Consider the following 26346-nt stretch of genomic DNA (forward strand, 5'->3'; position numbering starts at 1 on the left):
AGACGTTCATTAAAACGATCTATTCATTCGTTTGTCTTCTATTTTGTTCCTTTAAGCCCTTTCATGAGCAGTTCAGATATTGGACGCCACAATTCATATGTGTATACTAGGGTATGTGCGTAAAAACGAAAAAAGGGGGAGGCATCGGTTTCTTTCAAACTGATCCTGAATGGAACCGAAGCACCCGCAGACGAGTAGATAATAAAGGACTGGATGAAAAGCGGGAAACAGTCCTCTTTCATCCAGTCTTTTTTGTTCATTATACGTACACATTTTGTGCCCCATGGAGTTTTGCGTAATGGCCTTCCTGCTGCAGTAATTCTTCGTGGGTTCCCTGTTCTTCAATTCCTTCAGGCGTCACGACAATAATCCGGTCGGCATGGCGGATCGTCGCCAGCCGGTGGGCAATGATCAGCGTGGTTCTTCCTTCCGCCAATTCATTCAGAGAACGTTGAATGGAAGCTTCCGTCTCCGTATCGAGTGCGGACGTCGCTTCGTCCAGGATTAGAATGGGCGGGTTTTTCAGAAACATGCGCGCAATCGAAAGACGCTGCTTCTGGCCTCCGGACAATTTCACCCCGCGTTCGCCCACAATCGTATCCAGTCCTTCCGGCAGATCATCAATAAAGGCTTCCAGTTCCGCGCGCCGGGCCGCTTCCCACACTTTTTCATCATCTGCATCCAATTTGCCGTATCGGATATTGTCACGAAGGGTCCCGGAAAACATGAAAACATCCTGCTGGACGATGCCGGTATGGCTGCGCAGCGAGGAAAGCTCGATATCACGGATGTCCACCCCGTCTACGGTAATCGCCCCATCCTGAATATCATAAAAACGGGGAAGAAGACTGCACAACGTCGTTTTACCAGCACCGGACGGACCGACAAACGCAGCCGTTTCTCCGGGTCTGATAAATAGATCGATCCCGTCCAGCACTGGGCGTTCATCATCGTAACCGAAACGCACACCGCTGTACATGATGTTTCCTTCCACATGATCCAGAGGTTTTGCATCGGGGCGGTCCACAATATCCGGTTGTGTATCCAGCAGTGCGATATAACGTTTAAAGCCGGCATATCCTTTTGGATAACTTTCAATGATGGCATTTATTTTTTCAATCGGGCGGAAAAAGATATTCGTCAATAAAATAAAAGCCATGAAATCTCCAATTGACAATTCCCCCTGCACGATAAAATAAGCACCGCATAACAGGACGAACAGCGTCATGAACCGCATCATCATATAACTGAGAGAATTATTCAACCCCATGACACGGTAGGACCAGATTTTAGCGTCTTTAAAATTCCGGTTGTCGATGTGAAACAGCCGGCGCTCATGTTTTTCATTCGCGAAAGCCTGCACGAGGCGGATTCCTCCCACCGTGTCTTCCACCCGGGCGTTAAAATCGGCCATCCGCTTCAGCATATACTTCATGGCCTTGGTCATACGGCGGTGGCAGAAGATGATGATCAAAATCAGCAGCGGAACAACCAGAAAGGTGAGCAGGGCCAGTTTCACATGAATATACAACATGACACCGAACGAGCCGAATAAGGTCATGGCTGCGATAAATACGTCTTCCGGACCATGGTGGGCCACTTCACCGATTTCAAACAAATCATTCGTTAAATTGGAAAGCAGGTGCCCGGTTTTATTATTGTCATAATACGTAAAGGAAAGCCGCTGCACATGATCGAACAACTCATCGCGCATATCGGTTTCGATGTTGATCCCGAGCCGGTGGCCCCAGTAGGTCACGACAAAATGGGCGCCGGTATTCAATATGTAAATAACAAAAAGACCCATACACGCCCAGATAATAACCGATATATTCCCCTGCGGCAGCAGCGTATCGACGACTTGATTCACCACAAGCGGAAATACCAGATCCAAAAGTGCCACAAACACCGCACAGGTAAAGGTCAGCGTAAATAATTTTTTATATGGTTTATAGTAGCCAATAAAGCGGCGCAGCATCGGTCTCTCCCCTTATCTTCAATATTGGTGCGTTGCAAATGATTATCATTCCCCTATCATAGCATAATCTTGAGCTTTTTCTATATATATATTCTGAACGGCCAGGTTCAATTGACAAATCATAGGATGCGATATAGAATTAGTGATAATGATTATCATTATTGAAGAAGGCTGGGGGACTACATATCATGACAAAACGATGGATTCCATTATGCATGGTGCTGATGTTAACAGGATTATTAACCGTACTGGCCGGCTGCTCCAGTGCTTCCTCCGACACAGAATCTGCATCCACTTCAGAGGAAAATGAGTCTGAAAGCAGCGGCGCTTCCGGCTCGGAAACATCTGAAGAGCAGAAAACAGGCCTGGAAGAGCCCATTGTGATCGAGCATGCTTTCGGTGAAACGGTCATCGAAGAAAAACCTGAAAGAGTTGCGACTATACAATGGGGAAACCAGGATACGGCTCTTGCTCTTGGCGTCGTGCCTGTCGGATTTTCGGCGGCAAACTATGGTGTAACAGATGAGAACGGGCTTTTACCGTGGACAGCTGAAAAAGTCGAAGAACTGGGCGAAGACAATCCCAATGTATTTCAGGATACAGATGGTCTTGATTTTGAAGCCATTTCCGACAGCAAGCCGGATGTTATCCTCGCCGCTTATTCCGGCATAACCCAGGAGGATTACGACATTCTGAGCGAAATCGCTCCGGTTGTGGCCTACCCTGAAACACCATGGACAACTTCCTGGCGCGAACAGATCAAAATGAATGCAAAAGGAATGGCTATGGAAGCAGAAGGGGAACAGCTCATTGAGGACATTGAGAACTTAATTAACGAAAAAACCTCCGAATACCCTGAGATGGAAGGAAAGAAAGTAGTGTGGGCCAACTTCTCGGCGGATGACTTGTCGGAATTTCATATTTATACTCCTGCGGATGCCCGCGGCGCTTTTCTGACGGAGGAACTCGGCATGGAATACCCGGATAGCGTGAAAGAACTGATCGAAGATGAGAGCAGCTTCTCCTTGAGTGTAAGCGCTGAAAATGCGGACGTACTTAACGATGCGGATATCATCATTGGATACGGGGACGAAAGCCTGTATGAAGCGGTGAAAGCAGATTCCCGGCTCGGACAGATCCCGGCCGTTGAGAGAGGTTCTGTTGCGTTTATCGGAGATGGGACAGCATTGGCAGCTGCCAGCACACCGACCGCACTATCCATCCCGTATACGATGGATGACCAGCTGGAATTAATTGGAGAAGCCGCCAGCAATATCGATGACTAACGTACCGGAAACGAATAGAAATCCGGGGGCGCACGTTCCCAGGTATTTGACGATGGCGCTGGTCCTGTTTGCTGTACTGCTCAGCATAAGCGTGACGGCTTCTCTCGTATTTGGATCACGTCTGGTCACCATGGATGAGCTGACAGCCGGTTTGTTTCATTCTGAGGTTGACTCCTACGGGGCAACCGTCGTCCGGGAACGCATCCCCCGGACGGTGTTCAGCTTATGCTGCGGGGCGGCTCTCGGCGTTTCCGGCGCATTGATGCAGGCCGTCACACGCAATCCCATTGCCGACCCAAGCATCCTTGGTGTCAATACAGGGGCTTCTCTGTTTGTTGTCAGCGGTATTGCTTTTTGGAACATAAGCACAGCCGGACAATACATATGGTTCGCCATCACAGGTGCAATGATAACCGCCGTTTTTGTTTACGGGGTCGGATCCATGGGCCGGGGCGGAACTTCTCCGCTGAAGCTTGTCCTGGCAGGGGCAGCTACAAGCGCTGCCCTTTCCTCCCTCGTAAGCGCGATCATGATTCCGCGTACCAATGTCATGGACCAATTCAGGTTTTGGCAGGTGGGAAGCGTAGGAGCAGGCGATTGGAGTGCGATAACCACCTTTCTTCCTTTTTTGGTCCTCGGCTTCATCCCGGCGGTCCTGTCTGCTCCGGCACTCAATGCATTAGCACTGGGAGATGAAGTGGCAGCCGGACAAGGTGTGAGGACGGGTATCCTAAGAGTGGCTGCAGCCTTTGCCGGCGTGATTCTATGCGGAGCAGCGACTGCACTGGCAGGGCCTATCGGTTTTATCGGACTATTATCAGCCCATCTGATACGTCTTATCCTGGGGCCTGATCTGCGTTACATTATTCCGATGTCCGCCCTTGCAGGTGCCGTCATATTAACCATATCTGATGTGAGCGGAAGGCTCATCGGCAGTCCCGGTGAACTTGAAGTAGGTGTCGTTACAGCGTTTATAGGGGCTCCGCTGTTGATTTTACTAGCTGCGAGAATGAAGGTTCGTTCATTATGACAAATTCAACCATTACCATCATTACAACGGTCAGACGGCAGAGACAACGCCGTTGGTTGTTGATTACCGGCCTGCTCGTACTTCTCTCTTTCACTCTGTGCTGCGCCATGCTGTTACTGGGCAGCACATACTATCCAGTTCCGGAAGTCATTCAGGCACTGGCAGGGGAAACGACCGGCAGTGTATCTTTTGCGGTGCAGACCATCCGCCTTCCAAGAATGCTTGCCGGTCTTTTTGCCGGATTTGCTTTCGGCATTGCCGGTAATACGTTTCAGACGATGCTCCGCAATCCCCTTGCAAACCCTGATATACTCGGCATCACAGCAGGCTCAAGCGTTGCGGCTCTGTTCTGCATTCTTATCCTGCAGACAAGCGATACAGCTGCTTCCATCGTCTCGGTTATATCAGGTCTTGGTACCGTTGTACTCATTTATATACTGTCCAAGGGGACTTCCTTTTCCATCGGACGGTTAATTATAGTAGGGATTGGAATTCAGGCTATGCTGAATGCGTTGATTTCCTACCTTTTAATGGAGGGGGGACAGGAAGATCTTCCTTCCGCCCTGCAATGGATTAACGGCAGTCTGAACGGCGCTCAGATGGACAGCCTGCTTCCTCTTTTGATTACAGTATTGATTTGTGCCCCTGTTACCGCTGTACTCGGGAAGCATCTAAACATCCTGGAACTTGGAGAACAATCGGCATTGTCGCTCGGATTGAATACCGACAGAACCAGAATACTGCTTATTTTAAGTTCGGTCTGTATGATTGCTGTTGCCACCTCTGTGACCGGCCCTATCTCCTTTGTAGCTTTCCTGTCGGGGCCGATCGCCAAACGATTGACCGGTGCCGGCGGTTCTAACGTCATTCCGGCAGGACTCGTCGGTGTTAATCTGGTCCTCGGCGCTGATCTGCTCGGCCAGTTTGCATTCAGTACCAGGTTTCCGGCCGGCATTATCACCGGTGTACTCGGAGCGCCGTTTCTACTCTACTTACTCATCCGAATGAATCGAAAGGGGCGTTTATAATGAAACCGGCACACACGTTTCAGACTGACGAAATCACGGCAGGATATGAGGACCAAACGATTCTTCACGACATCAGCGTGTCGATTCCGAGCAATCAAATAAACGTTATTATCGGAGCCAACGCCTGCGGAAAGTCCACCCTTCTCAAAACAATGGCGAGGCTGATAAAACCTGGAGCAGGGCAGATCACCCTGGACGGCAAAGCCATCCATAGCATTCCTTCCAAACAATTGGCCCGCACGTTAGGAATCCTTCCTCAGTCTCCTGTCGTTCCGGAGGGTATTTCGGTGGCGGATTTAGTAGGCAGGGGAAGATTTCCGCATCAATCCCTCCTCAAGCGGTGGTCCCAAAAGGACTACGAGGCTGTCGCCGACGCCATGGAAATTATGAATATCACAGAGCTTGCCGATCAGAATATAGACGAACTGTCCGGCGGGCAGAGACAGCGCGTCTGGATTGCCATGGCTCTGACGCAGCAGACCGACATTTTGTTTCTGGATGAACCTACTACATTTCTGGATATCACATATCAGGTCGAGATTCTCGACATGCTTACAGACCTGAACCGAAAATACGGGACGACCATTGTGATGGTTCTTCATGATATAAATCTTGCCGCCCGCTACGCCGATCACGTTTTTGCGCTCCGTGAAGGCCGGCTTATTGCCGAAGGAGAACCATCCGGGGTGGTCACAAGCAGTCTGATTAAAGACTTGTTCGGACTTCACTGCACCATCATTGAAGATCCCGTCTCCCATGCCCCTTTGATTGTCCCCAAAGGACGGTATCATGTTCATGAATGAATCTTTTTAATCCACGTTTTCTCCCTCCATCGATGCGCCGGAGATGAATCCGCCGGAGACGTCTTTAACATTATGAACGACAATAAACGCATCCGGGTCCACCTCTTTAATCACCCGTTTCAGCTGAAGCAGCTTATGCGTGTGGATCACAATGTACAACACACGGCGCTGTTCTTTCATATAGTCCCCTTCCCCGTAAAACACGGTGGCACTCGATGCCAGATCATGCGTAATCCGTTGGGATATCTCTTCGGAGTACGGAGAAACGATATTCAGCGCCTTTTTTGAATCGAAACCGCCGAGCACGAAATCCGTGACAACCTTTCCGACGTACAGCGTGATTAATGTATACATCGTATACACTGGCCCGATAATAAATATCCCGGCAAGTACAACTCCCGCATCAAGGGCAAGCGTGGTTCCCGTCAGATCCCAGCCCAGCTGCCGGTTAAAAACACGGGCGAGAATGGACGTGCCGCCGACAGAGCTCCCCGCCTGATAAATAAAACCGAAACCGGCTCCGGTAATAATCCCGGCAAAAATGGCCGCCAGGAGCGTGTCTTCCATCGGCTGGGTGTACATCCCTTCAAACATCCAGATAAAAAAGGAGAATAATATAACGTTAAAAACCGTTTTGTACACCATATGCCGCGGCAGGTAGCGAACTCCTATACTTAAAAGCAGTATAAAGATAATCGGGGTGGAGATACTGGGGGACAAGCCTGTACCATAATAAACAAGCAGGGAAATACCGACAATGCCGCCTTCTGCAATCGAGTTCGGCATGCCCAGCTGTGTCACAGCAAGAGCAAACATCAGCGTCCCTATGATAATGTAGATCGTATTCTTCATGTCGGGCACTCCTTTCCAGAACGTAAAAAAAGAAATCATCCCCCGATTTGACGATAAGGATGATTTCTTATCTTTTCCTATCATAGCACAGCCCACAGACCTCTTCCAATCACCTTCGCAGTCATAGAAGAAGATGACCATGAGGGTACAAGAATGCCTGGGGTACGTGAATGAACATCATTTCACTTTTGAAAAACAACTCAATACACACTGGGACATGTTCCAGCCTGGGGTTCATAATAACAGTGATTTTTATATTGACCAGAGAAAGGCTGCCCGAACCATGTTGGAGGGCATGGGCCGGACGGGTTAAAATACCAGAGAGAGTATTTTGCTGGATGCCTTCTCCAACGCTGCAAATTCCTTCTTGCTAATCGTTTTTCCATATTTCTCGCTCTCCGATAAAATAAACTGCCTTCTTGGAGAGCTTCGAACGTATAATTCCCTCCCTGTACTTGATAAATAACTTCCGATATTGTTCTTACATCCGTAAAATCTAAACAATCCGCTACACCACGATTAACAACCACATTTCCAACAAACAGCATACCCTGCTTACCTTCACCTACAGCTTCCGCTCTCATCAGTCTTGCCAATAAGTTAACGTCCGAATTATCGTATTTTATTCTTGCCATGTTCTCACCCCTCACACATTGTATGAAAAAATCTTATTTTGATTTCAATTTTTTAAATGCATGAAGAGATGAAAAGCGAAATGGTGGAAAAGAAAAAGATTGGATCGAAGAACCCCTGCGTGCTTTGCTCAGGGCCGCTGCGGACACCATAGCTTCGGCATAGTGGATTTTGTTTTGGACATTCGAGTTTCATTTTGGAAAAAGAATCTTCTGTTTTAAGGATTACACGGAGGTTTGTTCATGGACAACAAACATGGTCATAAAAACGATAATATTTGCTGCACCACAAAGAATTCCAATCCATAAAAAATTGCTGCCATAAAGTAAGGAGGCTGCTATAGCTGTGAATAAGCCTGAGCCTGCATACATAGCTGAACTGTTAAGAGACATGACAGTTCCCCGCACAGTTGGACTCAATTCAGAAATCAAAGCTGTAAGTGCAGATTGCCCAATACCGTAAACGGATGCCCAAATTACATTCATTATAACAGCTGTGACAAAACTTCCCGTCATAATGGAAAGAGCGAAAACCGAAACAGCAACCATTATGCTGGCCGGAAGAATGATACCTTTTTTACCGAAACGATCGGCCAATTTACCACCGGCAATACTGCCAACGACACTGCCAAGTCCTGCAGTCATTAGAACCAATCCAATTTGTCCTGATGTTAGATCGTAATTCACATTATAAAAGACCCCTACATTGACAAACATGCCCTGTAGCCCGCCATAGTACAAAAAGGTCGCCAGCAGAGCAAAAAATACCGATGCATTTGAAAAAGCTGTACCAAACTGCTTCATTATACCAATAACTGGATGATCTGTTTCTTTTTCCTTACGTTCATCTTTCTGTATTGATATCCAGATAACGATCCATGCAATGGATGAAAGCAGACCGATGAGCCAAAATGTCCAGCGCCAAGTAAACCATTCGGCGATATAGCCTCCAATCGGTACTCCGATAATAGATGCCGATATAAGAGCAGCCGTGATAATCCCCATGGCTCGCCCGCGTTGTTCATAAGAGTAATGGTCACCGGCAATAGCGTAGACACCCGGCTCAATCATTCCGGCACCGATGCCTGAAAGAATGCGAAAGATCATCAGGACCGTAAAAGTATCGGCAATACCAGTTAAAGCTGTAGCTGCTGCAAAAACAAAGACCCCCAATAACAGCATGTTTTTACGTACCCACCGGTCTGAAATGGCTCCAAAAACGGGGGCTGAAACAGCGTAAGCTACAGCATACGCTGTTACCATCAAACCACCAAGTCCAATGGGCATATTCGTGTCTTTTACCATGTCCGGAATTAAAGGAATGGTGACAATCGAATCGAGCCCCACTAAAAAGGAGCATAAGGCTAAGACAGGTAAAAACAATCGGTTTCTAGATTGATTCGCATTCATGAGTCATCCTCCTTATGTTCATGATCTGCTTTTCTCTCTTTGAAATGTCCGATTTGTTTTTCCAACCGCTGTTTTACGGTGGCCAATGTTTCCATTTGGTGATTAACCTCATCCAGCTTTTGTTCGTATGTTTCCAACAAATCATCACAAAGATTATCCATTTCAGGTTGTTGGTTATTTCTTTGGCAATGTAGGATTTCTTCTATTTGGTCCGTTGTTAAACCTAAACCTAAATACAGTTGGATGGTCTTAATAAGGCTGATGGCAGACTTATCAAAATCCCGGTAACCATTATCAAGACGTTCAGATATAATTAAATTTTTCTTCTCGTAATGCCTTATAGAACGAACACTAGCTCCGGTCTCTTTAGACAATTCACTGATCTTCATTGGAAATGCCCCCTCTTTAAACATGTTCAAACCTTATTCTAAAGTATGACATTAGTGTCATAGTCAATAGAAATATCAAGCTTTTCAACTGAAAGAAAACCGACCTATTTTGATGTGACGCGGAAATAGGACAAGAAGTGACACTGAAAGGCTGGAAACAGTTTGAGGACAGGATGGAGAGAGGATTAGACTGAGGATTGAGCGCAGGGAAGAATACAAAAAAGCGCCCCCTGTGTGCTTCGCCCGGGGCCGCTGCAGATACCATGGTTTCGGCCACAGTGGAGCTGAATGTGGAGATTCAAATTTCATTCTGGAAACCGGGGAGTTCAATGTGGAATCTGAGGTAACATCTTGATGTACATCTCTTTAAAGCATTCATTTATAGATGGATTAAAATATTGACAAGCTTACCAAACGGATCCCTGACGAAAAAACGACGGACATCCCAGGGCTCATCAGCCGGTCCATACTCGATTGGAATTCCAGCTTCTTTTGTGCGGGCTAATGCAGCATCAAGATCATCAACCTCAATTGACAAATCAGGCACCTGTGTGCCGGAACCACCTTCGGAAAGAAAATTAATTTGCGTTTTCATTTTTTCTTGTGATCCGTATGTTGCAATGAAATCCATTTCCATTAGTTGTTCAAGTCCAAGGACTTCCTCGTAAAAGTGCTTCGCTTTTGTAATATTCTGTGTTTCCACATTGGCAACGATTCGTTTAACCTTCATTTTTTATCACCCCAATTACTAATAATGTCTACAATTATTCATTTCTACAATCATTTCAATTATCCCTTTTTAGAATATTCTTACATATGAACTTCACTTTTGGACTGAACCCGATGAGCGGACAATTTTTTTACGTCGTTATTGCTAAAATCCAACAGTGATAACAACTGCCAAAAATATACATTGAAAAATGGTTCTTGGCAGCAGAGCCGACGTCAAGCCCCTCCCCCTTTGGACCTTTTGTTTGGCAGCACGAATATTAGCTGGAAACATAACAATCAGTAGAATGGCCAAACAGATCGATGCCATTCTTGAAGTCATTGGTACAAGTAAACCTAAAGCACCGACAATCTCCAAAACACCTGTAATAGTCACAATGAAACTCGGTCCAGGTAACAAAGGAGGTACCATTTTTACAAGATCCCGGCGTCTTTTTCCCCAATGAGCGATTCCTGTAAATAAAAACATGATAGCAACTGCTATACGTAAAGATGTCTGCCATTCATCCATAGGCAGTTCTAAAAAACCGATGAAATGGAAAAACAAGAATGATACAATCAGCACAATAAATGGAGCCATTCATATCCCCTCCTCTTAATGAAAACCTTTTGTGATCATAAAATATAGAATGACAACAGGTAATAAAACGGCTGTGATTCCAAAGATGGCCCAGTAACGCGAAGCTTTCCAGTACGATTCAGAAATTTCGCCTTCCTCTACCGATTGGTCACTGTGACGAATCATGCTTCGCTGCAAGGGGAGTAGTATTACTAACCATACAACTCCAGTAAACACAAATAAAATCAAGGATAGGGTAAGCCAATTGAAGCCAGACATCGAATAACCGGCTTGAACAGCCATTAGAATACCGGAAAAAATGATTAGAATTAAACCTGGAAGTGTAAAAATAATATCAGCCAACATCACGTTTTTTACGGTGTTGCGAATGATGAAAGGGTCCCCCTTTATGTCAGCTCTAGTTTTCCAAAACGCAGCAGTAATAATATTTCCTAAAAGAATAACGGCACCCAACACATGTAAAAACAACAACATTTCCATGTGATCCCATCCTTTCTTTTATTCCTTATTTGAACGCAGAATATCGGTTATAAATGCTGAGAACTCGTCTGTGTCAAATGCGTTTGAATCAGTCGATATGGCACTCCGCATACGCAACCCATACGATAGCAAAATAAATAATTCAGCTGACTTATCTGCATCCACTGATAAAGGAATAACACCATTCCGCTGTCCGGTTTCAATCCACTGTTTGGACAACTTGACCGCCTGATCGTAAAACTTTGTCACCACATCGCTTACAGAATCCTCATCGTTCCTTCCCAGCAAATAAATAAAAATCCGGTTCGTCGTATCATGGGGATCTTGTAGAGATGGTAAATCTTGAAGAATTTCTTGCAGCGGACCTTTCAGTTCCTTATTTCCTTGTTCTACTTTGGCATAAAAACGATCATTGATATCCTCTATTCTTTCCTGTAATACCAAAGCCAACAGTTCATCCTTGCTTTTCACATAATGATAAATGGCTCCTTTGGAAAGATCCGTCCGTTCCATGATGTTGTTCAATGTCATTTTGCTACAGCCCTTTTCGTGAATTAATTCTTTTGTTGCGGATAAAAGTAGTTGTTTCGTCTGTTGTCGTTTTAATTTCCGATCCAATGTCTTTCCCCCTTCTTTTTATTTTATATTACATACCGACCGGCGGTTTGTAAATAGCAAATACGAGCTAATATTAATTTACCAAGTTCCATCCTATATAGAGATATACATTTCTTCGAGATGATAAAAGCCGTCTTAAGAAACCTTAAGACGGCTAAGGCAGACGATAATGGGGGTTTTAGTGAAACTCCTAACTTGGCTCATGCCCGAACACTATCATCCTGTTCATGTTGTGTTCCACCACTAGGGTTTATATGACGGAGCAGGGTGACTACAACAATAGCAACACCGATCAAGATCAAGGCACTGATCATGGCGACCGTGTTCACTCCGTTGGTGAAAGCCTCTCGGGCAGCGGTGAGCAGCACTGTTCCGAGTGGCCCGGGAAGACTCTGAGCCGCTTCCGTCGCGTCGACAAGGGTGTTACGGGTCGCCTCTGCCGCTTCAGCAGGTACCCCAGCTGGCATGGTGTCAGTGATTTGGTTACGGTATACAACAGTACTGACACTACCCAAAACGGCGAGTCCTAGTGCGAAGCCGAATTCATTGCTGGTCTGCGACAATGCACCCGCCGATCCTGCTTTTTCGGACGGTGCGCTTCCAACAATTAGATCAGGTGACAGGGTCATCAGCGGTCCTGCGCCAAAATTAGTCAGGGCATAACCAGTCACCAAGATTGTCAGTCCAGAAGCTGCATTCACCTGGGCAAGTAATATCAGGCCAGTCACCGAGACAACCAGTCCCATCCCCATCAGGTATGCTGGTCGGATTCGACGCGCGATGAGTGGAGAAATCAGAAAACTGGTGATTTGCGCTGCCACTGAGGGAAGCATCCACAAAGCAGCTTTCAACGGCGTTAATCCCTCGATCAGTTGGAGGTACTGTGTGACTAACAGCATGATCACACCCATCAGCATGGTGCCAAAAAACTGACCACCCATTGCGGTGCTTAAAGCACGGTTGGCAAACAGACGCAAATCCAGTAAAGGATCAGTCAGTGCGCGTTGACGTTGCACGAATATCAGACCGATTACGATCCCGACCACGATAGCCGCAATGTTCAGCGGTTGTAAGCCATTCTTGGACAATTCCTTGAAACTGTAGATGACCGGCAGGATCGCGGCAAGAGACAGTCCAACACTGACAAGGTCCAGCCGGCCAGCGTTGGCGTCGCGATATTCGGGCAGTAACACCGGACCAAACACGAGTAACAGCAACATTGCAGGTACGCCAATCAGGAACACCGAACCCCACCAAAAATTCTCTAACATTACGCCACCAACCACCGGGCCGATAGCAGCACCGCCCATGAACCCTGCCATCCATATGCTGATGGCGAAACCTCGCTGCTTTGGGTCGTGAAACATGTTGCTGATCAACGCCAAAGTGGAGGGTGCCAATGTGGCCCCTGCTATACCAAGCAAAGCGCGGGACACAATCAACATCTCAGGGCTGACGGAGAACGCGGAAAGTATGGAAGCGATTCCGAATGATGCAGCTCCCATCAGTAGCAGTTTACGGCGGCCAATGCGGTCTCCCAAGGTCCCCATCGTTATTAGAAATCCGGCGAGCATGAATCCGTAGATGTCCATAATCCACAACTGTTGAATGCTGCTTGCTCCCAGGTCCGCGCTTAGATAAGGTAATGCCAGGACCAGCACGAAGATATCGATGGAAACGAGCAGACTAGCCAAGACAAGAACAGCCAATCCAAGCCACTCCCGTGCGCCAGCCTGCTTGTCAATTCCAATCCCAGCACTTGTCATTGCTTTTCCTTATTCGTGGATTCGTTTTGAAGCACCTCGCCGAGTTTGTCCAGCATGATCCCCGTTCCGTGTTCACGCTCGGCTGCCGTATCATGGCCGTCGAGGAAAGCGCCTTGCTCGGTGTAGATAAGCTGCGTGCCAGCTTCTGCTTGCTTGAACTCCACTGTTGTGACGGATACCGATATCCGTGTTTCATCGAGGTCCATGGTATAGGAATAGATGATCCGTTGATCAGGAACGATCTCCTGATAGCAGGCATCAAAAGTGAAAGTCGGTCCATCGGGTGGTCCACCTTGATTGCTCTCTCGCCCGCCAACTCGAAAGTCGAACTCATCAGCTTTCGGGAACCACTTGGCCTTGGCTTCGGGGTTCGCCCAAGCTGCGAACACCTGTGCAGGTGAAACGCCATAAGTCTTTTCAATGACAAAAGTATCGTGTGTTGCAAATCGTTTATTCATCATTTACTCCTCCTTGAATGGTCCATTTTGATGCTTGTCGAGGAAGTCACCAAGCTTGTCAAAGTGGTTCTCCATGCTTGTTCGGCGTTCCTTAAAATATTTTTCATGACTTTGTTTCATAGCGCCAAATAACTCTGTGAAATCCTCAACCGTCAATGGCTCTTCCGTTTCCATCAGACTTGATACATTTTGTAATTCTTTTAAAAGCTTCTGTTGAATTCTAATATTTTCTTTCAGTCGATCGATTTGAAGCGATATGACTTCGAATGGATTGTAATTGTTATCAGCTAAAGAAAATTTAACTTCCTCGAGTGATAAACCAAGATCCTTTAACGCCAGAATTTGTTGTAGGCGCGAAATGTCAGATTCGTTATACAACCTGTATCCTGAATTAGAATATCCGGATGGTGAATACAAGCCAATTTGATCATAATATCGTAAGGTGCGGACGGTTAATCCGGTTAACCTGGCAAGCTCCCCAACTTTCCAATACTTCTTATCTGCAATGATCATCCCCTCATTTCGCGCGACTATCATTTACCGGTGACTTTACTATATACCATTACGTTACGTAAGGGTCAATGCTAAAAATAAAATTTTTTTAAAACACTAAATGGCGGGATAAGGATCTTATCAAACACTTACTGAAAATATCTTATCGATTGCTCAATATATAATGAAGGGCTCTGCAACCTTGAATTATAAACTCGTCTATAATGCAAAGGAAGGGGTTGACCCTGAGCACATTTTCGAAGAAAAAGTCATTGGAGTAAAAACAGAATGTCCTAAACTGACTGAACTTACTTGCTTATGCAAGAACCAGTACTCACGCTCAATTTCAAACTTTTCTATGATTCGATTATCGTTAAGCTTTTTACTAGGCTTAATCGTCCTAGGCAAGTATGATATATTCTTTCCCTTTATCAAAGTAATTAAAAAATCCGTCGTTAATACGATCGGAGTCTGAGATGTTGTATCTAAAGGATGTTTGATCTGTTTCGTTTCAGAAATTTGTAGTGTTTTTTCTCGATTTAAAGCGATGAATACGTTTTATCTTCCATTATCCGTTGTCCAGTGAGCACGACCAGATGAAGGTACATCCTGATTAGTGAACCAAGGTTTATAATTAGAGAGTTAACCTCGCCCTTGACCTTCTTTCTGATATCGAGCTATTTTAGATTTCGTCCATTGGTCTTTTTACCTTAATACACCTCTCATTTAGATAAAAATAAAACGCACGTTCGAAGTCACTTTAAGCATACTCCAACGTGCGTTTTTAAACAACTTTTTTATGAATTAAACGACTTTAAAATATTTTTTTGTGTAATGACAATAAAGTTGTATAATTTTTGGTGCAATTGCTGAATAACACTCCATAGATGTAAAAATAAAGTCGTTTAAATTTTTGGTCTACCCCCAATCGCGCCCATTAATTGAACAATGGGAGGATTACTTTAACCTTGAAAAATGTAAGGAACGAAAGATTCAAGTAATCCTTCTATGCCACTGGGATTATAAGGCATTAACTTGTTTGCTGTTTGATAATCCATCCATTTTATCTCCTCAATTTCATCCTCATATTGAATTGAAGGACTTCCGTTAATTATTTTTGCTTTGAATGTTATATACAAAGCATGGTGACCTTTTTCCTTGAAAAAAACCTCGTTAGTCGAAACAATATGTTCAATCTCCACTGTTAACCCTGTTTCTTCTCTAACTTCACGAATCACTGCCTGTTCAAGCGTTTCACCCTTTTCAACTGCTCCACCAGGTAGAGACCAACCTCCGCCCTTATTATTAACCATCAAAACCTTTCCCTGTTCGCAAATCAGTCCGTATGCCACATCTACCTTTATCACACTCTCACCACCCTACTATCTTTTAACATTACTGTCATCTAATAAGATTATAGCAAAACCTTTATTCAGCAATCTGGCCCGACTAATGAATAGAGGAGGATTTTTTAAACAATTATTTTACCTTTTAAATGACTTTAATGTTTTTTAAACAACTTTATTATTCGTGTTCAGCAATGGCTGAATGACAGCCCATAGATGTTACAATAAAGTTGTTTAAAATAATGGGGGGTTGGTTATTCCACAATTGCGCCCGATTGATGAAGATCGTTGTTTGTATTTTCATGTAATAATCTAACTCGTCTAACGACACTTAACCCTTTTCCCATTCCATTAAAAATTCTTCCTCGGAAGTCTGTTCATCTAGTGTTTCTTCTTTTATTACAAAGCCATTTTTCAAATAGAAATCAACGGCTTTTTTATTTCTCTTGTACACTTTTAATTGTATATTTTCCCTTTGTCTTTTTATAAAATCTAGCAATTCCTTTCCATATCCCCCACCTTGATGCTTAACATCAATAAATAATGCTGCCAAATAATTATCCATCATCGATACGAAGCCGACAACATCTTTTTCATTACTCACAACATAGGTTTCAGACATTGGAATATACTTTTCTTTCATCTCCGTTTGCTGTGATTTCCAATAATTCTTATCAATAAAGTTGTGCGCTATTAAAGAACCTTCATACCATATCTCTACTAATTTATTGACTTCTGTATTTTTGTTTGATCTAATATTCACCTCATCACCCCTATAAATCTCAATGCTTTATTCAATTAAATGACCCGATTGTTGAATACCATGACTGGCGTTTTAAACAAATTTATTGTTACTTAACATTATATCCAGGATTCCGAGGAAGACATCCGCTTCCATCTCCCCGATCTTTCCCATCTGTCATGGCAGATTATCCTTGTATTACCACCGAACGCATTAATCTACCCTGCGTATTTGGTGCATGGTCACGCCCCAAGACGCTGTATCACTATATTGATGAAGAGCTTCTCCCTGTTAAAAATATCGATCTTCTTCAGAAAGTCCGTAGAAAAACAAAAACAAAGCGGAAAAGAACGAACAAGAGAATATATGGAACGAGCATCGAAGAACGCCCTGCCCCTATTGAAAAACGGGAAGCATTCGGTCATTGGGAAATCGACGCGCTCCTGAGCCAACGACAGAAAGGAGCAGCCCTTTTAACGCTGACCGATCAACAGACACGCAAAGAACTTATCACGAAAATCGGGCAAAAGACAGCGGAAGCTGTGAATCAAACTGTACAACAGCTCAAAACCAGGTATGATGACGCCTTTTCGACCGTCTTTCAATCCATCACTTCGGACAACGGCTCCGAATTCAGTGAGCTCACGCAAGCCATTGACTGTGACCAGGTAAACGTCTATTACACCCATCCCTACACTTCTAGCGAAAGAGGCACGAATGAACGTCACAATGGGTTAATCCGGCGGTTCATACCAAAAGGGAAATCCATCGACGGTCTGGACGATACCGTCATTGCTTATGTGGAGTCTGGTGTAATAAGCTCCCCCGTAAAAACCTGGGGTACCAATCTCCCAATGACCGGTACGAACAGATGTTGGCTGCAATTATATGATTACAATTAATGGCATTTTAATGGTTGTTCTCTGAAGTTGCATAATTCATAGAAAAAAATTCCATACATGTTCATAAAAAGACAGAACCTCCAAATCTGCTCATGCGATGGATGCGCTGACAAACACGTACACAGAGGGGTTCTGCCATATGTCTACTGTAGCACAGTAATCATCTATCGACAATTTCTTAAATCATATGAATGTGTCTCTCCATGTACCAAAACCGGCATACCGGCATCTTTCCCACCTCCTGCAGGGGATGATTCAAGAGCGGCGGAATGGAAGCATGACCGTACTACGGAACAGCAGTTTCTGGCAGCGCCATCTCCCATCCGTAACGCGATTTTTTCAATACGATCAGTGGAACGAGCAGGGCGTTCAGCAGACGTCCACTACCGAGGATCCTTTCATGCTTATTACCGATGACAGCATCTGTCCAAAAACAAAGTCTTCGTCACAGGCTCTGGAACCCCCTGATGAAGGATTTCCTTCCTTCAGTTTTCAAAATAATGGACAATAAAATCCCGAAACTCTTGCGCTGCCTTCGATAAGTAGCGTTTTTCATGCCATACCAATCGAAAGGTACGTTGACAGATGGGTTTTTCAATCTGTAGCCGCACTAGTGATGATTCTTTATCCCCTTTACACACTCCTACAAAACCAATGCCAACCCCAGCGAGTACAAGGCTTTCTATGTCGTTACCCTCCTCAACCTCACAGATAACATTTGGGGTAAACCCTGGCTTTCGACAAAAATCATTATTCATTTTTTGAAAAAGATAATCCTGTTTATAGCCAACGAAAGGTTCATTGGCCACTTCACTCAGACTAATGCTATGTCGTTTCGCGAATCGATGTCCGGGGGGGGGCAGCAAGAAAGACCTCAACATTTAGGACAGGTAATTCGCGAATTCCCGTACGATGGATAGGCATCGCTGTAAAACCAAAATCAATCTCCCCCGACTCAATCAATAGAGCCATTTCCTCCATTGAAGCCTGATTGAGGCGAAATTGGATTTGATCGAGATTAGCCTCTCCTAAAGTTTTCTGTATCTCGTTCTGATTCATATTTTTTCCATCTCTCTTAGGTGAACTATACAGAGCTTCTTTACTTAGGCTGTTATTATGAGATAATCATGGTAACAGACTTTTCTATATTTTTCTTATGGAGGAATACTATGCCGAATACCAACGTGCAAGCATTCGAAGCCCACGCAACCGACACTGACCTCGACGACCTACGCGCGCGACTAGCCGCAGCACGGTTACCGGAAGCTGAGACAGTTTACCGCGCCACGCCCGACCTTCATCGATGGGAACAGGGCGTTCCTCTTGCCGACCTCTTGGAGATCGTGAACTACTGGCGCACCGGGTACAACTGGCGGTTGTTTGAAGCGCGCCTCAACCAGATCGGCCAGTTCCGCACGACCATTGATAATCTGGGAATCCACTTCCTGCACCGCCAATCCGCCCGCGCAGACGCCACGCCTCTGATCTTGACACACGGCTGGCCAGGCAGCATTGCTGAGTTCACCCATGTAATAGATGAACTAGCAGATCCGAAAGATCCAGACGCGCCAGCGTTCCACGTCGTGGTCCCGTCGCTGCCTGGCTTTGGCTACAGCGACAAGCCGGCCACCACCGGGTGGGGAACCGAAAAGATCGCGGCCACATGGGTGGAACTGATGGGAAGGCTCGGCTACAGCAAGTTCGCAGCCCACGGTGGCGACTGGGGAGGTGTAATCACCACGGTTCTCGGCGGCAGGTTCCCGGAACACGTTCTCGGCATCCACACAACGTTGGCGCAGGCACCACCCGGGTTGACAACGGATGGGCTGACGGCGACCGAGCGTAAATGGGCTGAGGAAACCCGTGATTTCTGGAGCCACCGCGCGGCGTACGCGAAGCAGCAGGCGACCCGACCGCAGACCATCGGCTACTCGCTTGTTGACTCACCAGTCGGGCTTCTCGCCTGGATCCTTGACAAATTCGCTGAGTGGACAGATACCGAAGACAACCCGTTCGAGACGATTTCCAGAGACCGCGTTCTTGACGACGTCACCCTGTATTGGCTGACGCGGACCGGTGCATCGTCGGCCCGCATTTACTACGAAAGCCACGGCGGTGTCAACTCGATCGACCCCGAACTTCGGGTCGATGTCCCATCAGCAATCAGTATGTATCCCCGCGACATCGAGAAATGTCCCCGTACCTGGGCACAGGAGCGGTACCGACAGATCGTCCGATGGAGGTCGCCTGATACCGGGGGACATTTCCCGTCGCTGGAGGTTCCCCAATATTTCGTCAAGGATCTACAAGATGGCCTCGCGGCAGTACTGGCCGCTCGCGGTAGCTAACATTCTTCCGTGAACGGGCGCGTTTCTGGAGTAACGAAAAAAGTCCAAGCTCTCAATTTGACCGTTGGGATAACCGTGTTTCTGTACTTTCACGTCACAAGGTTCATAAAAATAAATATCTCCCATTGGGAATCCTCCTCTCTTTTTTCCTTATTACCGCTCCATTCGTGTACATCATATCTTCACCATAAGTATCCCTCCCCTGCTAAAATAGGCCATAAAAAAACGGCCTTTTGCACTGACAGGAAGGCATATACATGCGTTCAATTCCTGTCGGTCCAAAAGACCGTTTCTCTATTCGTATGACCAGCTGGCTTGACATCTACTCTTACATTTTGCTGTTTTATCGCACCGTCACGTCCAACGTTTGATATGTATTCATCCCCCTGATTCACTGACTTTTTGTCATGTGAAACTTTTCTGACAGCTGGAGAAGTTTTAAAACCGAATGGTGTAGGATCGTTGTTAACAAAAGGCTGGTTGGTATCTCCATCTTCCACTCGTCTTGATTGTTTAACCAAGGCTTATAATTAGAAAGAGCTCCATTACCTCGACCCTCTTTGATGTATTTTTTTATCTTAGCTTCCATCCAGGTGTTCTTTCTTTTCGCCACACTAACCCTCTATAATTTTCCAATAATAAAACTGCCAACATGAAAATTTAAGTGTAGTCTTTCCATGCTGGCAGTTTTTAAACGACTTTATTTTAACTAAACATATTTTGTTTTAACAGACTATAAGGCTATTCGACCGTCACGCTTTTCGCAAGGTTTCTCGGTTTGTCGACGTCGCAGCCTCTGTGCAGCGCGGCGTAATAGGAAATCAGCTGCAGCGGCACAACAGATACGAGCGGTGTGAGCAGTTCGTTGATGTTCGGCAGCACGATCGTATCGCCTTCTTCTTTCGTCGCCTCGGTGCTGACGATACAGGCGTTGGCGCCTCTGGCGATGACTTCCTGGATATTGCCGCGGATGTTGGCGTTCACGTGTTCCTGGGTGGTTACCCCGACGACCGGCGTACCGTCTTCGATCAAAGCAATTGTGCCGTGCTTCAGTTCACCGCCGGCAAAGCCTTCTGCCTGGATATAGGAAATTTCCTTCAGCTTAAGCGCACCTTCCTGCACGACATGGTAGTCCATCGCACGTCCAATGAAAAAGCAGTTCCGTGTATTAAACATATAGTCACGGGCCACCTGCTCCATGCGGTCTTTCTGGTCGCACAGGGTTTCCATGGCATTCGCAATCAAGCCGAGTTCATTGATTGCATTGAAGTCCGTGTTGATTCCCTGGGCACGGGCACCGTCCATGGCAAGGATCGAGAATACAGCCATCTGGGCGGTATAGGCTTTTGTCGATGCTACCGCGATTTCCGGGCCGGCATACGTGTGCAGCGTGAAATCTGATTCCCGCGTCAGCGTGGAGCCGGGTACGTTCGTGATGGTTAAGGATCTACAGCCTTTTTCTTTTACGTTCACAAGCACGCCGCGGCAGTCGGCGGTTTCACCGCTTTGTGAAATAAAGATAAAGAGCGGGTTTTCGGAAAGCAGCGGTTCATTATATAGAAACTCACTTGCAATATGGACTTCTGTCGGTTTGTCCGCGACTTTTTCCATCAGCTCTTTGCCGACAAGGCCGGCATGATAGCTCGTTCCAGCCGCGATGACATAAAGACGGTCCGCATTGTTCAGGGCGGCACGAATATTCTGGTCGAGTTTGATGTCACCGTCTTCGTCCTGATACTTCTGGATAATATTACGTATCACAAACGGCTGTTCATCGATCTCTTTCAGCATGAAATGGCTGTACGTGCCTTTTTCGGTGTCGCTCTCGTCGATGTCCGTTGTGAATGTATCACGCTTCACATCAGTGCCGTCGAGCTTTTTCACCTGAATGCTGTTCTGCTTCACAATGACAATTTCCTGATCCATGATTTCCATGAATTCTTTTGTCACATGCAGCATGGCCATCGCATCCGATGCGACAACACTTGCATCTTCTCCAACGCCGACCAGCAGCGGACTTTTATTTTTGCCGACATAAATCGTATCGTTATCTTCATTGTCGATCAGGGCAATCGCATAGGATCCGTGCAGCAGGGAGAGTGCCTGGCGGAACGCCTCGTCAATCTCTTCCCCCTGTTCGGCGAACGATTCGATAAGCTGGACGATGATCTCCGTATCCGTCTCGCTCGCCATTTCCACATCGCTCAGGTATTCACGCTTGAGCTGTTGATAGTTCTCAATCACACCGTTATGCACAAGCGTAAAGCGGCCGCTGATGCTCTGGTGGGGGTGGGCGTTTTCCCGGCTCGGCGCGCCGTGTGTGGCCCAGCGGGTATGACCGATACCGGTCGTCCCTTTCCCTTCGCTTCCGATCGCTTCTTCCAGCGCAGCAATACGGCCCTTTTCTTTATGCATCTCGATGCCGTCATCATTCACAAGCGCGATTCCTGCGGAGTCGTAACCGCGGTATTCGAGCTTCTGCAGACCTTTGATGAGAATATCCCTCGCCTGATCGCTTCCAATATATCCTACTATTCCACACATACTGTCATGACCTCCTGATGTCGGGGCCATGGCATGCACGGGGCACACCAAAGGCCCCGCTCTTTTCTTTTATTATTAGGCCGTCATCACCCAGGCTGTTGAACACAGAGTCGCCTCTGTGGTTTGAACCTGAATTCTCGGTTGTGACAGGCAACCGGGAGGCATCCGCCGATCGTTCGATGAACCTCCTCCTCGTCAACTGTTCCTCTTCGCCGTCCGGGAACAGTCCGGGCGCTTGAATTATGAATTTGTGCCGATCCTCCTTTTCTTTCCGCTTCAATTCTGGATACATCATACAATACGTTTCTGTTTCCGGCAATGCCTGTTTTATTACGGGGAAATCAGGAAGAAATGCATCTGAAATTCCTGTTTCCCCCAGCTTTTTCTTATGAAACTCTTTTTCAGTCTATGCATTGTGTTTTCACACCGTGACAGCAGAAATGCCTTTTACTCCGATTCTGTACGCCCCATGTACTGCTTCACTACGTCTGCCACTTCCTGCACGTATTTGTCACATAGTTCCTTTGTTTCAGCTTCAGCCATGACGCGGACGAGTGATTCCGTGCCGGAAGGCCGCACAAGAATACGTCCGCTGCCGTCCATTTCCTCTTCTACCCGTTCGATGGCTTCATTGACATGGGGGTTGGTGTGAATCTCGTCTTTGTTGACGACCGGTACATTCACAAGCGTCTGCGGAAACTTTTCCATTTCTCCCGCCAGCTCTGACAACGGTTTGCCGGAAGCTTTCATGATGTCAACGAGCTGCAGCGCTGTCAGCATTCCGTCCCCGGTCGTCACATGATCGAGGAAGATGATATGACCGGACTGCTCGCCGCCGAGACTGTAACCTCCCTGCCGCATCTCTTCCATGACATAGCGGTCGCCGACAGCCGTCTTCTTTGTTTCGATACCGAGCTTTTCCAGTGCTTTATAAAGCCCGAGGTTACTCATCACCGTCGTTACAACGGTGTGATCAGCCAGGAGCATCTCCTGTTTCAAGTACTTCGCGCAGATGTAGATGATTTTGTCGCCGTCTACAATCTGTCCCTTTTCATCCACCGCAATCAGGCGGTCGGCATCTCCGTCAAAAGCAAGACCGACATCCGCTCCTTTTTCTTTTACAAAGGAGACGAGTGTTTCCGGATTGGTGGAGCCTACGTCGACATTAATGTTTACCCCGTTTGGATTGTTTCCGATCGTGGATATATCTGCATCCAGATCAGCGAACAGATGCGGCCCAAGAGAGGAAGCGGAACCATTCGCACAATCAAGAGCAATATGCAGTCCCGAAAAGTCTTCCGTTACTGTCTGCTTTAAAAACTGCAGGTATTTCTGTCCGCCTTCAAAATAATCATTCACCACACCGACGTTTTCTGCAGTCGGACGGGGCAGTTCCTCATCCGATTCGAGCAGCGCTTCAATATCCTGTTCCTGTGCTTCCGAAAGCTTGAAGCCATCCGGCCCGAAAAACTTGATGCCGTTATCTGCTACAGGATTGTGAGAGGCAGAAATCATGACCCCGGCATGAGCGCTGACCGCCTTTGTTAAATAGGCGACTCCGGGGGTGGAGATCACTCCAAGCCGCATGACTTCCACTCCTACAGACAAAAGTCCGGCAACCAGAGCCCCTTCCAGCATTTCACCGGAGATCCTTGTATCCCGGCCGATCAAAACTTTTGGATGGTCCATGTCTTTCGTTAAGTAATAGCCGCCGCTGCGTCCGAGACGAAATGCCAGCTCGGGGGTAAGCTCCGTGTTTGCAATACCGCGGACACCATCCGTGCCAAATATCTTACTCATTACATGATCTCTCCTTCATATCCGTCTCTTCCCTTAGTTGTCTGCATTCGCATCCTGATTGTCCGGAGACGAGTCTTCCGACCACTCCAGCGCAATCTCCCCTACTTCCGGTTCCACCTGCACATTGGGAGGACTTTCCGGCTCGACAGGGATAACAGAAGGACTGGATGGATCCTCTACATTTTCCCAGTCAGCCGTGAGTGTCAAATCACCTTCATTCAATTCATCCAGTACTGCTGCCGATCCGTATACCGTGACGTCTGAAACGAGCTCGTCCGGTTCTGTCACCGTATAAGAGTAGGAATCGGGCATGTTAACTATGGTGATCGGAACATCCTCTATGGTGCGTTGTTCTTCCTCCCCGACTTCCACATCGACTTCGATGGTCTCGGGATTAACCTCCTGCACCCCTTCCGGAACGTTCAGTGGAAGTTCCATCGTCCCGTTTTCCTGAACCTCGCTTAAATCAAGGACGGCTTCCACCGTATTGACTTCTCCAATTACATCGGGTGGACCGTAAATGGCTGCCCTCGTCGGTTCAATATTCAGGGATACAATACTTAAATCATCCGGCAGGTTCCCTTTCCGCGATAAGCTCACAGGAACTTCCGCTTCCGGATTCTCCACCGGTATGGAGACATTTACTGTTTCCGGCGACGGAGTAACGTCCACTTCATTACCTTCTTCATCATATGCCGTAACCGGTGCCTCTGTTTCCAGAGTTTCCTCCGCCCCGGAAACATCCACGGAAACCGCCGTCCGGTCTATTTCTTCATGCACCGCCTGAGGAGCCTGAATCTCCACTTCTCCCGGAGATACTTCTGCCTCGCCAAGCGAATATCCTTCTTCCAGTTCCGTTTCGTTTTCGACATCGACGTCCACGGGATAGGACACTGTCTCCTGCTCCTGCAGTTCTATACTGACCACCCGGGGAGTGATCGATACCTCCAGATCAGCGGGGAAATCCCGCTGCTGCAGTCTGACATTATGGACACCCGCTCCTTCATTCTCTAAATCAGCATACACTTCAAATGTAGGATTCGACAATTGAAAAAGCATAATCGACGTCTGGGGGCCTGTCAGCTCCACGCTTACTGTTCCGGGGGCTTCCACGACTTCATACTGTTCATCGTCATAATAAACTTCCACGTCGGCATCATGAATCGTATAGGAACTTTCCTCGTTATCCGGCAGTACACTCGGAGAATTATTGACACTGTCCATATTGACCATCGCATACAGCATGACGGCTATAAGCAGGGAAATGAAACGCACAAACCATTTGTTGTTAAACAGTTTATCCATCTTTCTTCCCTCCCCACTGCCATAAACTGGAGGACTGCTTGACATCGGCTATTAATTCTCTCTCCAGCATCGCACGAAGCGTCTCTTCATCCAGGTCTCTGTGGAGATCACCGTTTTTGGTAACGGAAATACCGCCGGTCTCTTCCGAAACGGCGATGGTAAGACTGTCCGTCACTTCACTGATCCCAAGCGCTGCCCGGTGCCTTGTCCCAAGTTCCTTGGAAATGAATGGATTCTCCGACAGCGGGAGGTAACAGGCTGCTGCTGATATTTCATTTCTTCTCATGACGACCGCTCCGTCGTGCAGAGGGGTGTTCGGAATAAATGTATTAATTAATAGTTCCGAGGTCACGGTGGCATTCATCGGGATTCCTGTTTCTACGTAATCGTTCATACCTGTCTCTTTCTCTATTGCAATCAGTGCGCCGATCCGGCGTTTTGCCATGTATTTGACAGATTTCATAATCGCTTCCACAGTTTTTACATCGTTTTCTTCCTCAGGGGTCGCTGTTCTGCCGAAAATTCGTCCGCGGCCCAACTGCTCCAGCGCACGCCGGAGTTCAGGCTGGAAAATAATAATGATGGCTAAAAGCCCGTATGTAACGGCCTGGGACATGATCCACTGAAGGGTACGAAGCCCGAAGAAACTGCTCAGAAACCATACCACGAGAATCACGGTGATCCCTTTCAAAAGCTGAACAGCACGGGTGCCGCGGATCACAGTGATCAATTTATATACAACATATGCTACAAGCGCAATATCCACTACGGCCCGCAACAGGCCTACAAACTGAAAATCTCCTCCTGCAAACATCTCTCTTCCTCCAA

General features: G+C 46.7%; 27 protein-coding genes and 1 pseudogene. 7 read left to right on the forward strand and 21 right to left on the reverse strand.

Features of this window, described 5'->3' with window-relative positions; all coding sequences use genetic code 11:
* Positions 1-259 precede the first annotated feature (259 nt).
* Positions 260-1978 carry an ABC transporter ATP-binding protein gene (locus ACW9JV_RS18145; protein WP_457337063.1) on the reverse strand — a complete coding sequence of 573 codons (1719 nt, stop codon included), beginning with the start codon at positions 1976-1978 and terminating at the stop codon, positions 260-262.
* A 188-nt stretch (positions 1979-2166) separates the two neighbouring features.
* Here ACW9JV_RS18145 and ACW9JV_RS18150 point away from each other — a divergent pair, with 188 nt between their 5' ends.
* From ACW9JV_RS18150 to ACW9JV_RS18165, 4 genes are read left to right on the forward strand one after another with little or no spacing between them, the layout of a single operon-like run.
* Positions 2167-3264 carry an iron-siderophore ABC transporter substrate-binding protein gene (locus tag ACW9JV_RS18150; RefSeq protein WP_457337065.1) on the forward strand — a complete coding sequence of 366 codons (1098 nt, stop codon included), beginning with the start codon at positions 2167-2169 and terminating at the stop codon, positions 3262-3264.
* Positions 3257-4294, forward strand: coding sequence for a FecCD family ABC transporter permease (locus tag ACW9JV_RS18155; RefSeq protein WP_457337255.1), 1038 nt, complete (start codon positions 3257-3259; stop codon positions 4292-4294). The genes ACW9JV_RS18150 and ACW9JV_RS18155 overlap by 8 nt, the downstream gene beginning before the upstream one ends.
* A complete protein-coding gene (locus tag ACW9JV_RS18160; RefSeq protein ID WP_457337067.1) occupies positions 4291-5322 on the forward strand; it encodes a FecCD family ABC transporter permease in 1032 nt (343 codons plus the stop codon). The genes ACW9JV_RS18155 and ACW9JV_RS18160 overlap by 4 nt, the downstream gene beginning before the upstream one ends.
* A complete protein-coding gene (locus tag ACW9JV_RS18165) occupies positions 5322-6125 on the forward strand; it encodes an ABC transporter ATP-binding protein (RefSeq protein ID WP_457337069.1) in 804 nt (267 codons plus the stop codon). The genes ACW9JV_RS18160 and ACW9JV_RS18165 overlap by 1 nt, the downstream gene beginning before the upstream one ends.
* A 6-nt stretch (positions 6126-6131) precedes the next feature.
* On the opposite strand, the gene ACW9JV_RS18170 is transcribed toward ACW9JV_RS18165, so the two are convergent.
* The 14 genes from ACW9JV_RS18170 to ACW9JV_RS18235 form a co-directional block, all read right to left on the reverse strand.
* A complete protein-coding gene (locus tag ACW9JV_RS18170) occupies positions 6132-6977 on the reverse strand; it encodes a YitT family protein (protein ID WP_457337071.1) in 846 nt (281 codons plus the stop codon).
* 200 nt (positions 6978-7177) lie between these two features.
* Positions 7178-7612 carry a cell wall hydrolase gene (locus ACW9JV_RS18175; protein ID WP_457337073.1) on the reverse strand — a complete coding sequence of 145 codons (435 nt, stop codon included), beginning with the start codon at positions 7610-7612 and terminating at the stop codon, positions 7178-7180.
* Positions 7613-7834: 222 nt separating this feature from the next.
* A complete protein-coding gene (locus tag ACW9JV_RS18180; RefSeq protein WP_457337075.1) occupies positions 7835-9019 on the reverse strand; it encodes an MFS transporter in 1185 nt (394 codons plus the stop codon).
* Positions 9016-9408, reverse strand: coding sequence for a MerR family transcriptional regulator (locus ACW9JV_RS18185; protein ID WP_457337077.1), 393 nt, complete (start codon positions 9406-9408; stop codon positions 9016-9018). The genes ACW9JV_RS18180 and ACW9JV_RS18185 overlap by 4 nt, the downstream gene beginning before the upstream one ends.
* Positions 9409-9787: 379 nt before the next feature.
* Positions 9788-10138 carry a VOC family protein gene (locus ACW9JV_RS18190; RefSeq protein WP_457337079.1) on the reverse strand — a complete coding sequence of 117 codons (351 nt, stop codon included), beginning with the start codon at positions 10136-10138 and terminating at the stop codon, positions 9788-9790.
* Between the two features lie 144 nt (positions 10139-10282).
* Complete coding sequence (locus tag ACW9JV_RS18195; RefSeq protein ID WP_457337081.1) at positions 10283-10717, reverse strand: DoxX family protein; 435 nt, start codon at positions 10715-10717, stop codon at positions 10283-10285.
* 15 nt (positions 10718-10732) lie between these two features.
* Positions 10733-11197: a DUF2269 family protein gene (locus tag ACW9JV_RS18200; protein WP_457337083.1), complete on the reverse strand. Its 465-nt coding sequence runs from the start codon at positions 11195-11197 to the stop codon at positions 10733-10735.
* Positions 11198-11215: 18 nt separating this feature from the next.
* A complete protein-coding gene (locus tag ACW9JV_RS18205) occupies positions 11216-11815 on the reverse strand; it encodes a TetR/AcrR family transcriptional regulator (protein WP_457337085.1) in 600 nt (199 codons plus the stop codon).
* Positions 11816-12015: 200 nt separating this feature from the next.
* Positions 12016-13524 carry an MFS transporter gene (locus ACW9JV_RS18210; RefSeq protein WP_457337087.1) on the reverse strand — a complete coding sequence of 503 codons (1509 nt, stop codon included), beginning with the start codon at positions 13522-13524 and terminating at the stop codon, positions 12016-12018.
* A 53-nt stretch (positions 13525-13577) separates the two neighbouring features.
* The gene (locus ACW9JV_RS18215) at positions 13578-14039 is read right to left on the reverse strand and encodes an SRPBCC family protein (RefSeq protein ID WP_457337257.1); all 462 of its coding nucleotides are present in this window, start codon (positions 14037-14039) and stop codon (positions 13578-13580) included.
* Positions 14040-14042: 3 nt separating this feature from the next.
* A complete protein-coding gene (locus ACW9JV_RS18220) occupies positions 14043-14552 on the reverse strand; it encodes a MerR family transcriptional regulator (RefSeq protein ID WP_457337089.1) in 510 nt (169 codons plus the stop codon).
* A 198-nt stretch (positions 14553-14750) separates the two neighbouring features.
* A complete protein-coding gene (locus ACW9JV_RS18225; protein ID WP_457337259.1) occupies positions 14751-15080 on the reverse strand; it encodes a TnsA endonuclease N-terminal domain-containing protein in 330 nt (109 codons plus the stop codon).
* A gap of 413 nt (positions 15081-15493) precedes the next feature.
* Positions 15494-15898, reverse strand: a complete 405-nt coding sequence (locus tag ACW9JV_RS18230; RefSeq protein WP_457337092.1) for an NUDIX hydrolase — start codon at positions 15896-15898, stop codon at positions 15494-15496.
* Between the two features lie 310 nt (positions 15899-16208).
* Positions 16209-16640: an N-acetyltransferase gene (locus ACW9JV_RS18235; protein ID WP_457337094.1), complete on the reverse strand. Its 432-nt coding sequence runs from the start codon at positions 16638-16640 to the stop codon at positions 16209-16211.
* A 230-nt stretch (positions 16641-16870) separates the two neighbouring features.
* On the opposite strand from ACW9JV_RS18235, the pseudogene ACW9JV_RS18240 reads away from it, so the two are divergent.
* Positions 16871-17511: pseudogene (locus ACW9JV_RS18240) on the forward strand (IS30 family transposase); the annotation flags it as partial.
* 287 nt (positions 17512-17798) lie between these two features.
* Positions 17799-18032, forward strand: a complete 234-nt coding sequence (locus ACW9JV_RS18245) for a hypothetical protein (RefSeq protein ID WP_457337096.1) — start codon at positions 17799-17801, stop codon at positions 18030-18032.
* Here ACW9JV_RS18245 and ACW9JV_RS18250 read toward each other — a convergent pair.
* Together ACW9JV_RS18250 and ACW9JV_RS18255 are read right to left on the reverse strand one after the other, a co-directional pair.
* Positions 18007-18402, reverse strand: a complete 396-nt coding sequence (locus ACW9JV_RS18250; protein ID WP_457337098.1) for a LysR substrate-binding domain-containing protein — start codon at positions 18400-18402, stop codon at positions 18007-18009. The two genes, ACW9JV_RS18245 and ACW9JV_RS18250, sit on opposite strands and share 26 nt — an antisense overlap.
* Entirely contained in the window at positions 18347-18580 is a 234-nt protein-coding gene (locus tag ACW9JV_RS18255; protein WP_457337100.1) for a LysR substrate-binding domain-containing protein, read from the reverse strand. Before ACW9JV_RS18255 ends, ACW9JV_RS18250 begins: the two co-directional genes overlap by 56 nt.
* Before the next feature lie 110 nt (positions 18581-18690).
* Here ACW9JV_RS18255 and ACW9JV_RS18260 point away from each other — a divergent pair, with 110 nt between their 5' ends.
* Complete coding sequence (locus ACW9JV_RS18260; RefSeq protein ID WP_457337102.1) at positions 18691-19869, forward strand: epoxide hydrolase family protein; 1179 nt, start codon at positions 18691-18693, stop codon at positions 19867-19869.
* Between the two features lie 741 nt (positions 19870-20610).
* On the opposite strand, the gene glmS is transcribed toward ACW9JV_RS18260, so the two are convergent.
* The 4 genes from glmS to cdaA all read right to left on the reverse strand — a co-directional run bounded on the left by glmS (position 20611) and on the right by cdaA (position 26332).
* On the reverse strand, positions 20611-22413 hold the full coding sequence (glmS, locus tag ACW9JV_RS18265) for a glutamine--fructose-6-phosphate transaminase (isomerizing) (protein ID WP_457337104.1): 1803 nt from the start codon (positions 22411-22413) through the stop codon (positions 20611-20613).
* A 447-nt stretch (positions 22414-22860) separates the two neighbouring features.
* Positions 22861-24213, reverse strand: coding sequence for a phosphoglucosamine mutase (gene glmM / locus ACW9JV_RS18270; RefSeq protein WP_457337106.1), 1353 nt, complete (start codon positions 24211-24213; stop codon positions 22861-22863).
* A gap of 33 nt (positions 24214-24246) precedes the next feature.
* Positions 24247-25518 carry a CdaR family protein gene (locus ACW9JV_RS18275; protein ID WP_457337108.1) on the reverse strand — a complete coding sequence of 424 codons (1272 nt, stop codon included), beginning with the start codon at positions 25516-25518 and terminating at the stop codon, positions 24247-24249.
* Positions 25511-26332, reverse strand: a complete 822-nt coding sequence (gene cdaA / locus ACW9JV_RS18280) for a diadenylate cyclase CdaA (protein ID WP_457337110.1) — start codon at positions 26330-26332, stop codon at positions 25511-25513. Before cdaA ends, ACW9JV_RS18275 begins: the two co-directional genes overlap by 8 nt.
* Positions 26333-26346 lie beyond the last annotated feature (14 nt).

The organism is Salibacterium sp. K-3 (assembly GCF_054052005.1).

What these genes read in the sequence shown, in the direction of transcription:
- ACW9JV_RS18155 (WP_457337255.1), top strand. Translation starts at nt 3,257, where the DNA reads ATGACTAACGTACCGGAAACGAATAGAAATCCGGGGGCGCACGTTCCC.
- cdaA (WP_457337110.1), bottom strand. Translation starts at nt 26,332, where the DNA reads ATGTTTGCAGGAGGAGATTTTCAGTTTGTAGGCCTGTTGCGGGCCGTA.
- ACW9JV_RS18145 (WP_457337063.1), bottom strand. Translation starts at nt 1,978, where the DNA reads ATGCTGCGCCGCTTTATTGGCTACTATAAACCATATAAAAAATTATTT.
- ACW9JV_RS18260 (WP_457337102.1), top strand. Translation starts at nt 18,691, where the DNA reads ATGCCGAATACCAACGTGCAAGCATTCGAAGCCCACGCAACCGACACT.
- ACW9JV_RS18160 (WP_457337067.1), top strand. Translation starts at nt 4,291, where the DNA reads ATGACAAATTCAACCATTACCATCATTACAACGGTCAGACGGCAGAGA.
- ACW9JV_RS18165 (WP_457337069.1), top strand. Translation starts at nt 5,322, where the DNA reads ATGAAACCGGCACACACGTTTCAGACTGACGAAATCACGGCAGGATAT.
- ACW9JV_RS18245 (WP_457337096.1), top strand. Translation starts at nt 17,799, where the DNA reads ATGACCGTACTACGGAACAGCAGTTTCTGGCAGCGCCATCTCCCATCC.
- ACW9JV_RS18185 (WP_457337077.1), bottom strand. Translation starts at nt 9,408, where the DNA reads ATGAAGATCAGTGAATTGTCTAAAGAGACCGGAGCTAGTGTTCGTTCT.
- ACW9JV_RS18175 (WP_457337073.1), bottom strand. Translation starts at nt 7,612, where the DNA reads ATGGCAAGAATAAAATACGATAATTCGGACGTTAACTTATTGGCAAGA.
- glmM (WP_457337106.1), bottom strand. Translation starts at nt 24,213, where the DNA reads ATGAGTAAGATATTTGGCACGGATGGTGTCCGCGGTATTGCAAACACG.
- ACW9JV_RS18170 (WP_457337071.1), bottom strand. Translation starts at nt 6,977, where the DNA reads ATGAAGAATACGATCTACATTATCATAGGGACGCTGATGTTTGCTCTT.
- ACW9JV_RS18200 (WP_457337083.1), bottom strand. Translation starts at nt 11,197, where the DNA reads ATGGAAATGTTGTTGTTTTTACATGTGTTGGGTGCCGTTATTCTTTTA.
- ACW9JV_RS18195 (WP_457337081.1), bottom strand. Translation starts at nt 10,717, where the DNA reads ATGGCTCCATTTATTGTGCTGATTGTATCATTCTTGTTTTTCCATTTC.
- ACW9JV_RS18275 (WP_457337108.1), bottom strand. Translation starts at nt 25,518, where the DNA reads ATGGATAAACTGTTTAACAACAAATGGTTTGTGCGTTTCATTTCCCTG.
- ACW9JV_RS18190 (WP_457337079.1), bottom strand. Translation starts at nt 10,138, where the DNA reads ATGAAGGTTAAACGAATCGTTGCCAATGTGGAAACACAGAATATTACA.
- ACW9JV_RS18180 (WP_457337075.1), bottom strand. Translation starts at nt 9,019, where the DNA reads ATGAATGCGAATCAATCTAGAAACCGATTGTTTTTACCTGTCTTAGCC.
- ACW9JV_RS18220 (WP_457337089.1), bottom strand. Translation starts at nt 14,552, where the DNA reads ATGATCATTGCAGATAAGAAGTATTGGAAAGTTGGGGAGCTTGCCAGG.
- glmS (WP_457337104.1), bottom strand. Translation starts at nt 22,413, where the DNA reads ATGTGTGGAATAGTAGGATATATTGGAAGCGATCAGGCGAGGGATATT.
- ACW9JV_RS18215 (WP_457337257.1), bottom strand. Translation starts at nt 14,039, where the DNA reads ATGAATAAACGATTTGCAACACACGATACTTTTGTCATTGAAAAGACT.
- ACW9JV_RS18255 (WP_457337100.1), bottom strand. Translation starts at nt 18,580, where the DNA reads ATGAATCAGAACGAGATACAGAAAACTTTAGGAGAGGCTAATCTCGAT.
- ACW9JV_RS18150 (WP_457337065.1), top strand. Translation starts at nt 2,167, where the DNA reads ATGACAAAACGATGGATTCCATTATGCATGGTGCTGATGTTAACAGGA.
- ACW9JV_RS18250 (WP_457337098.1), bottom strand. Translation starts at nt 18,402, where the DNA reads ATGTTGAGGTCTTTCTTGCTGCCCCCCCCCGGACATCGATTCGCGAAA.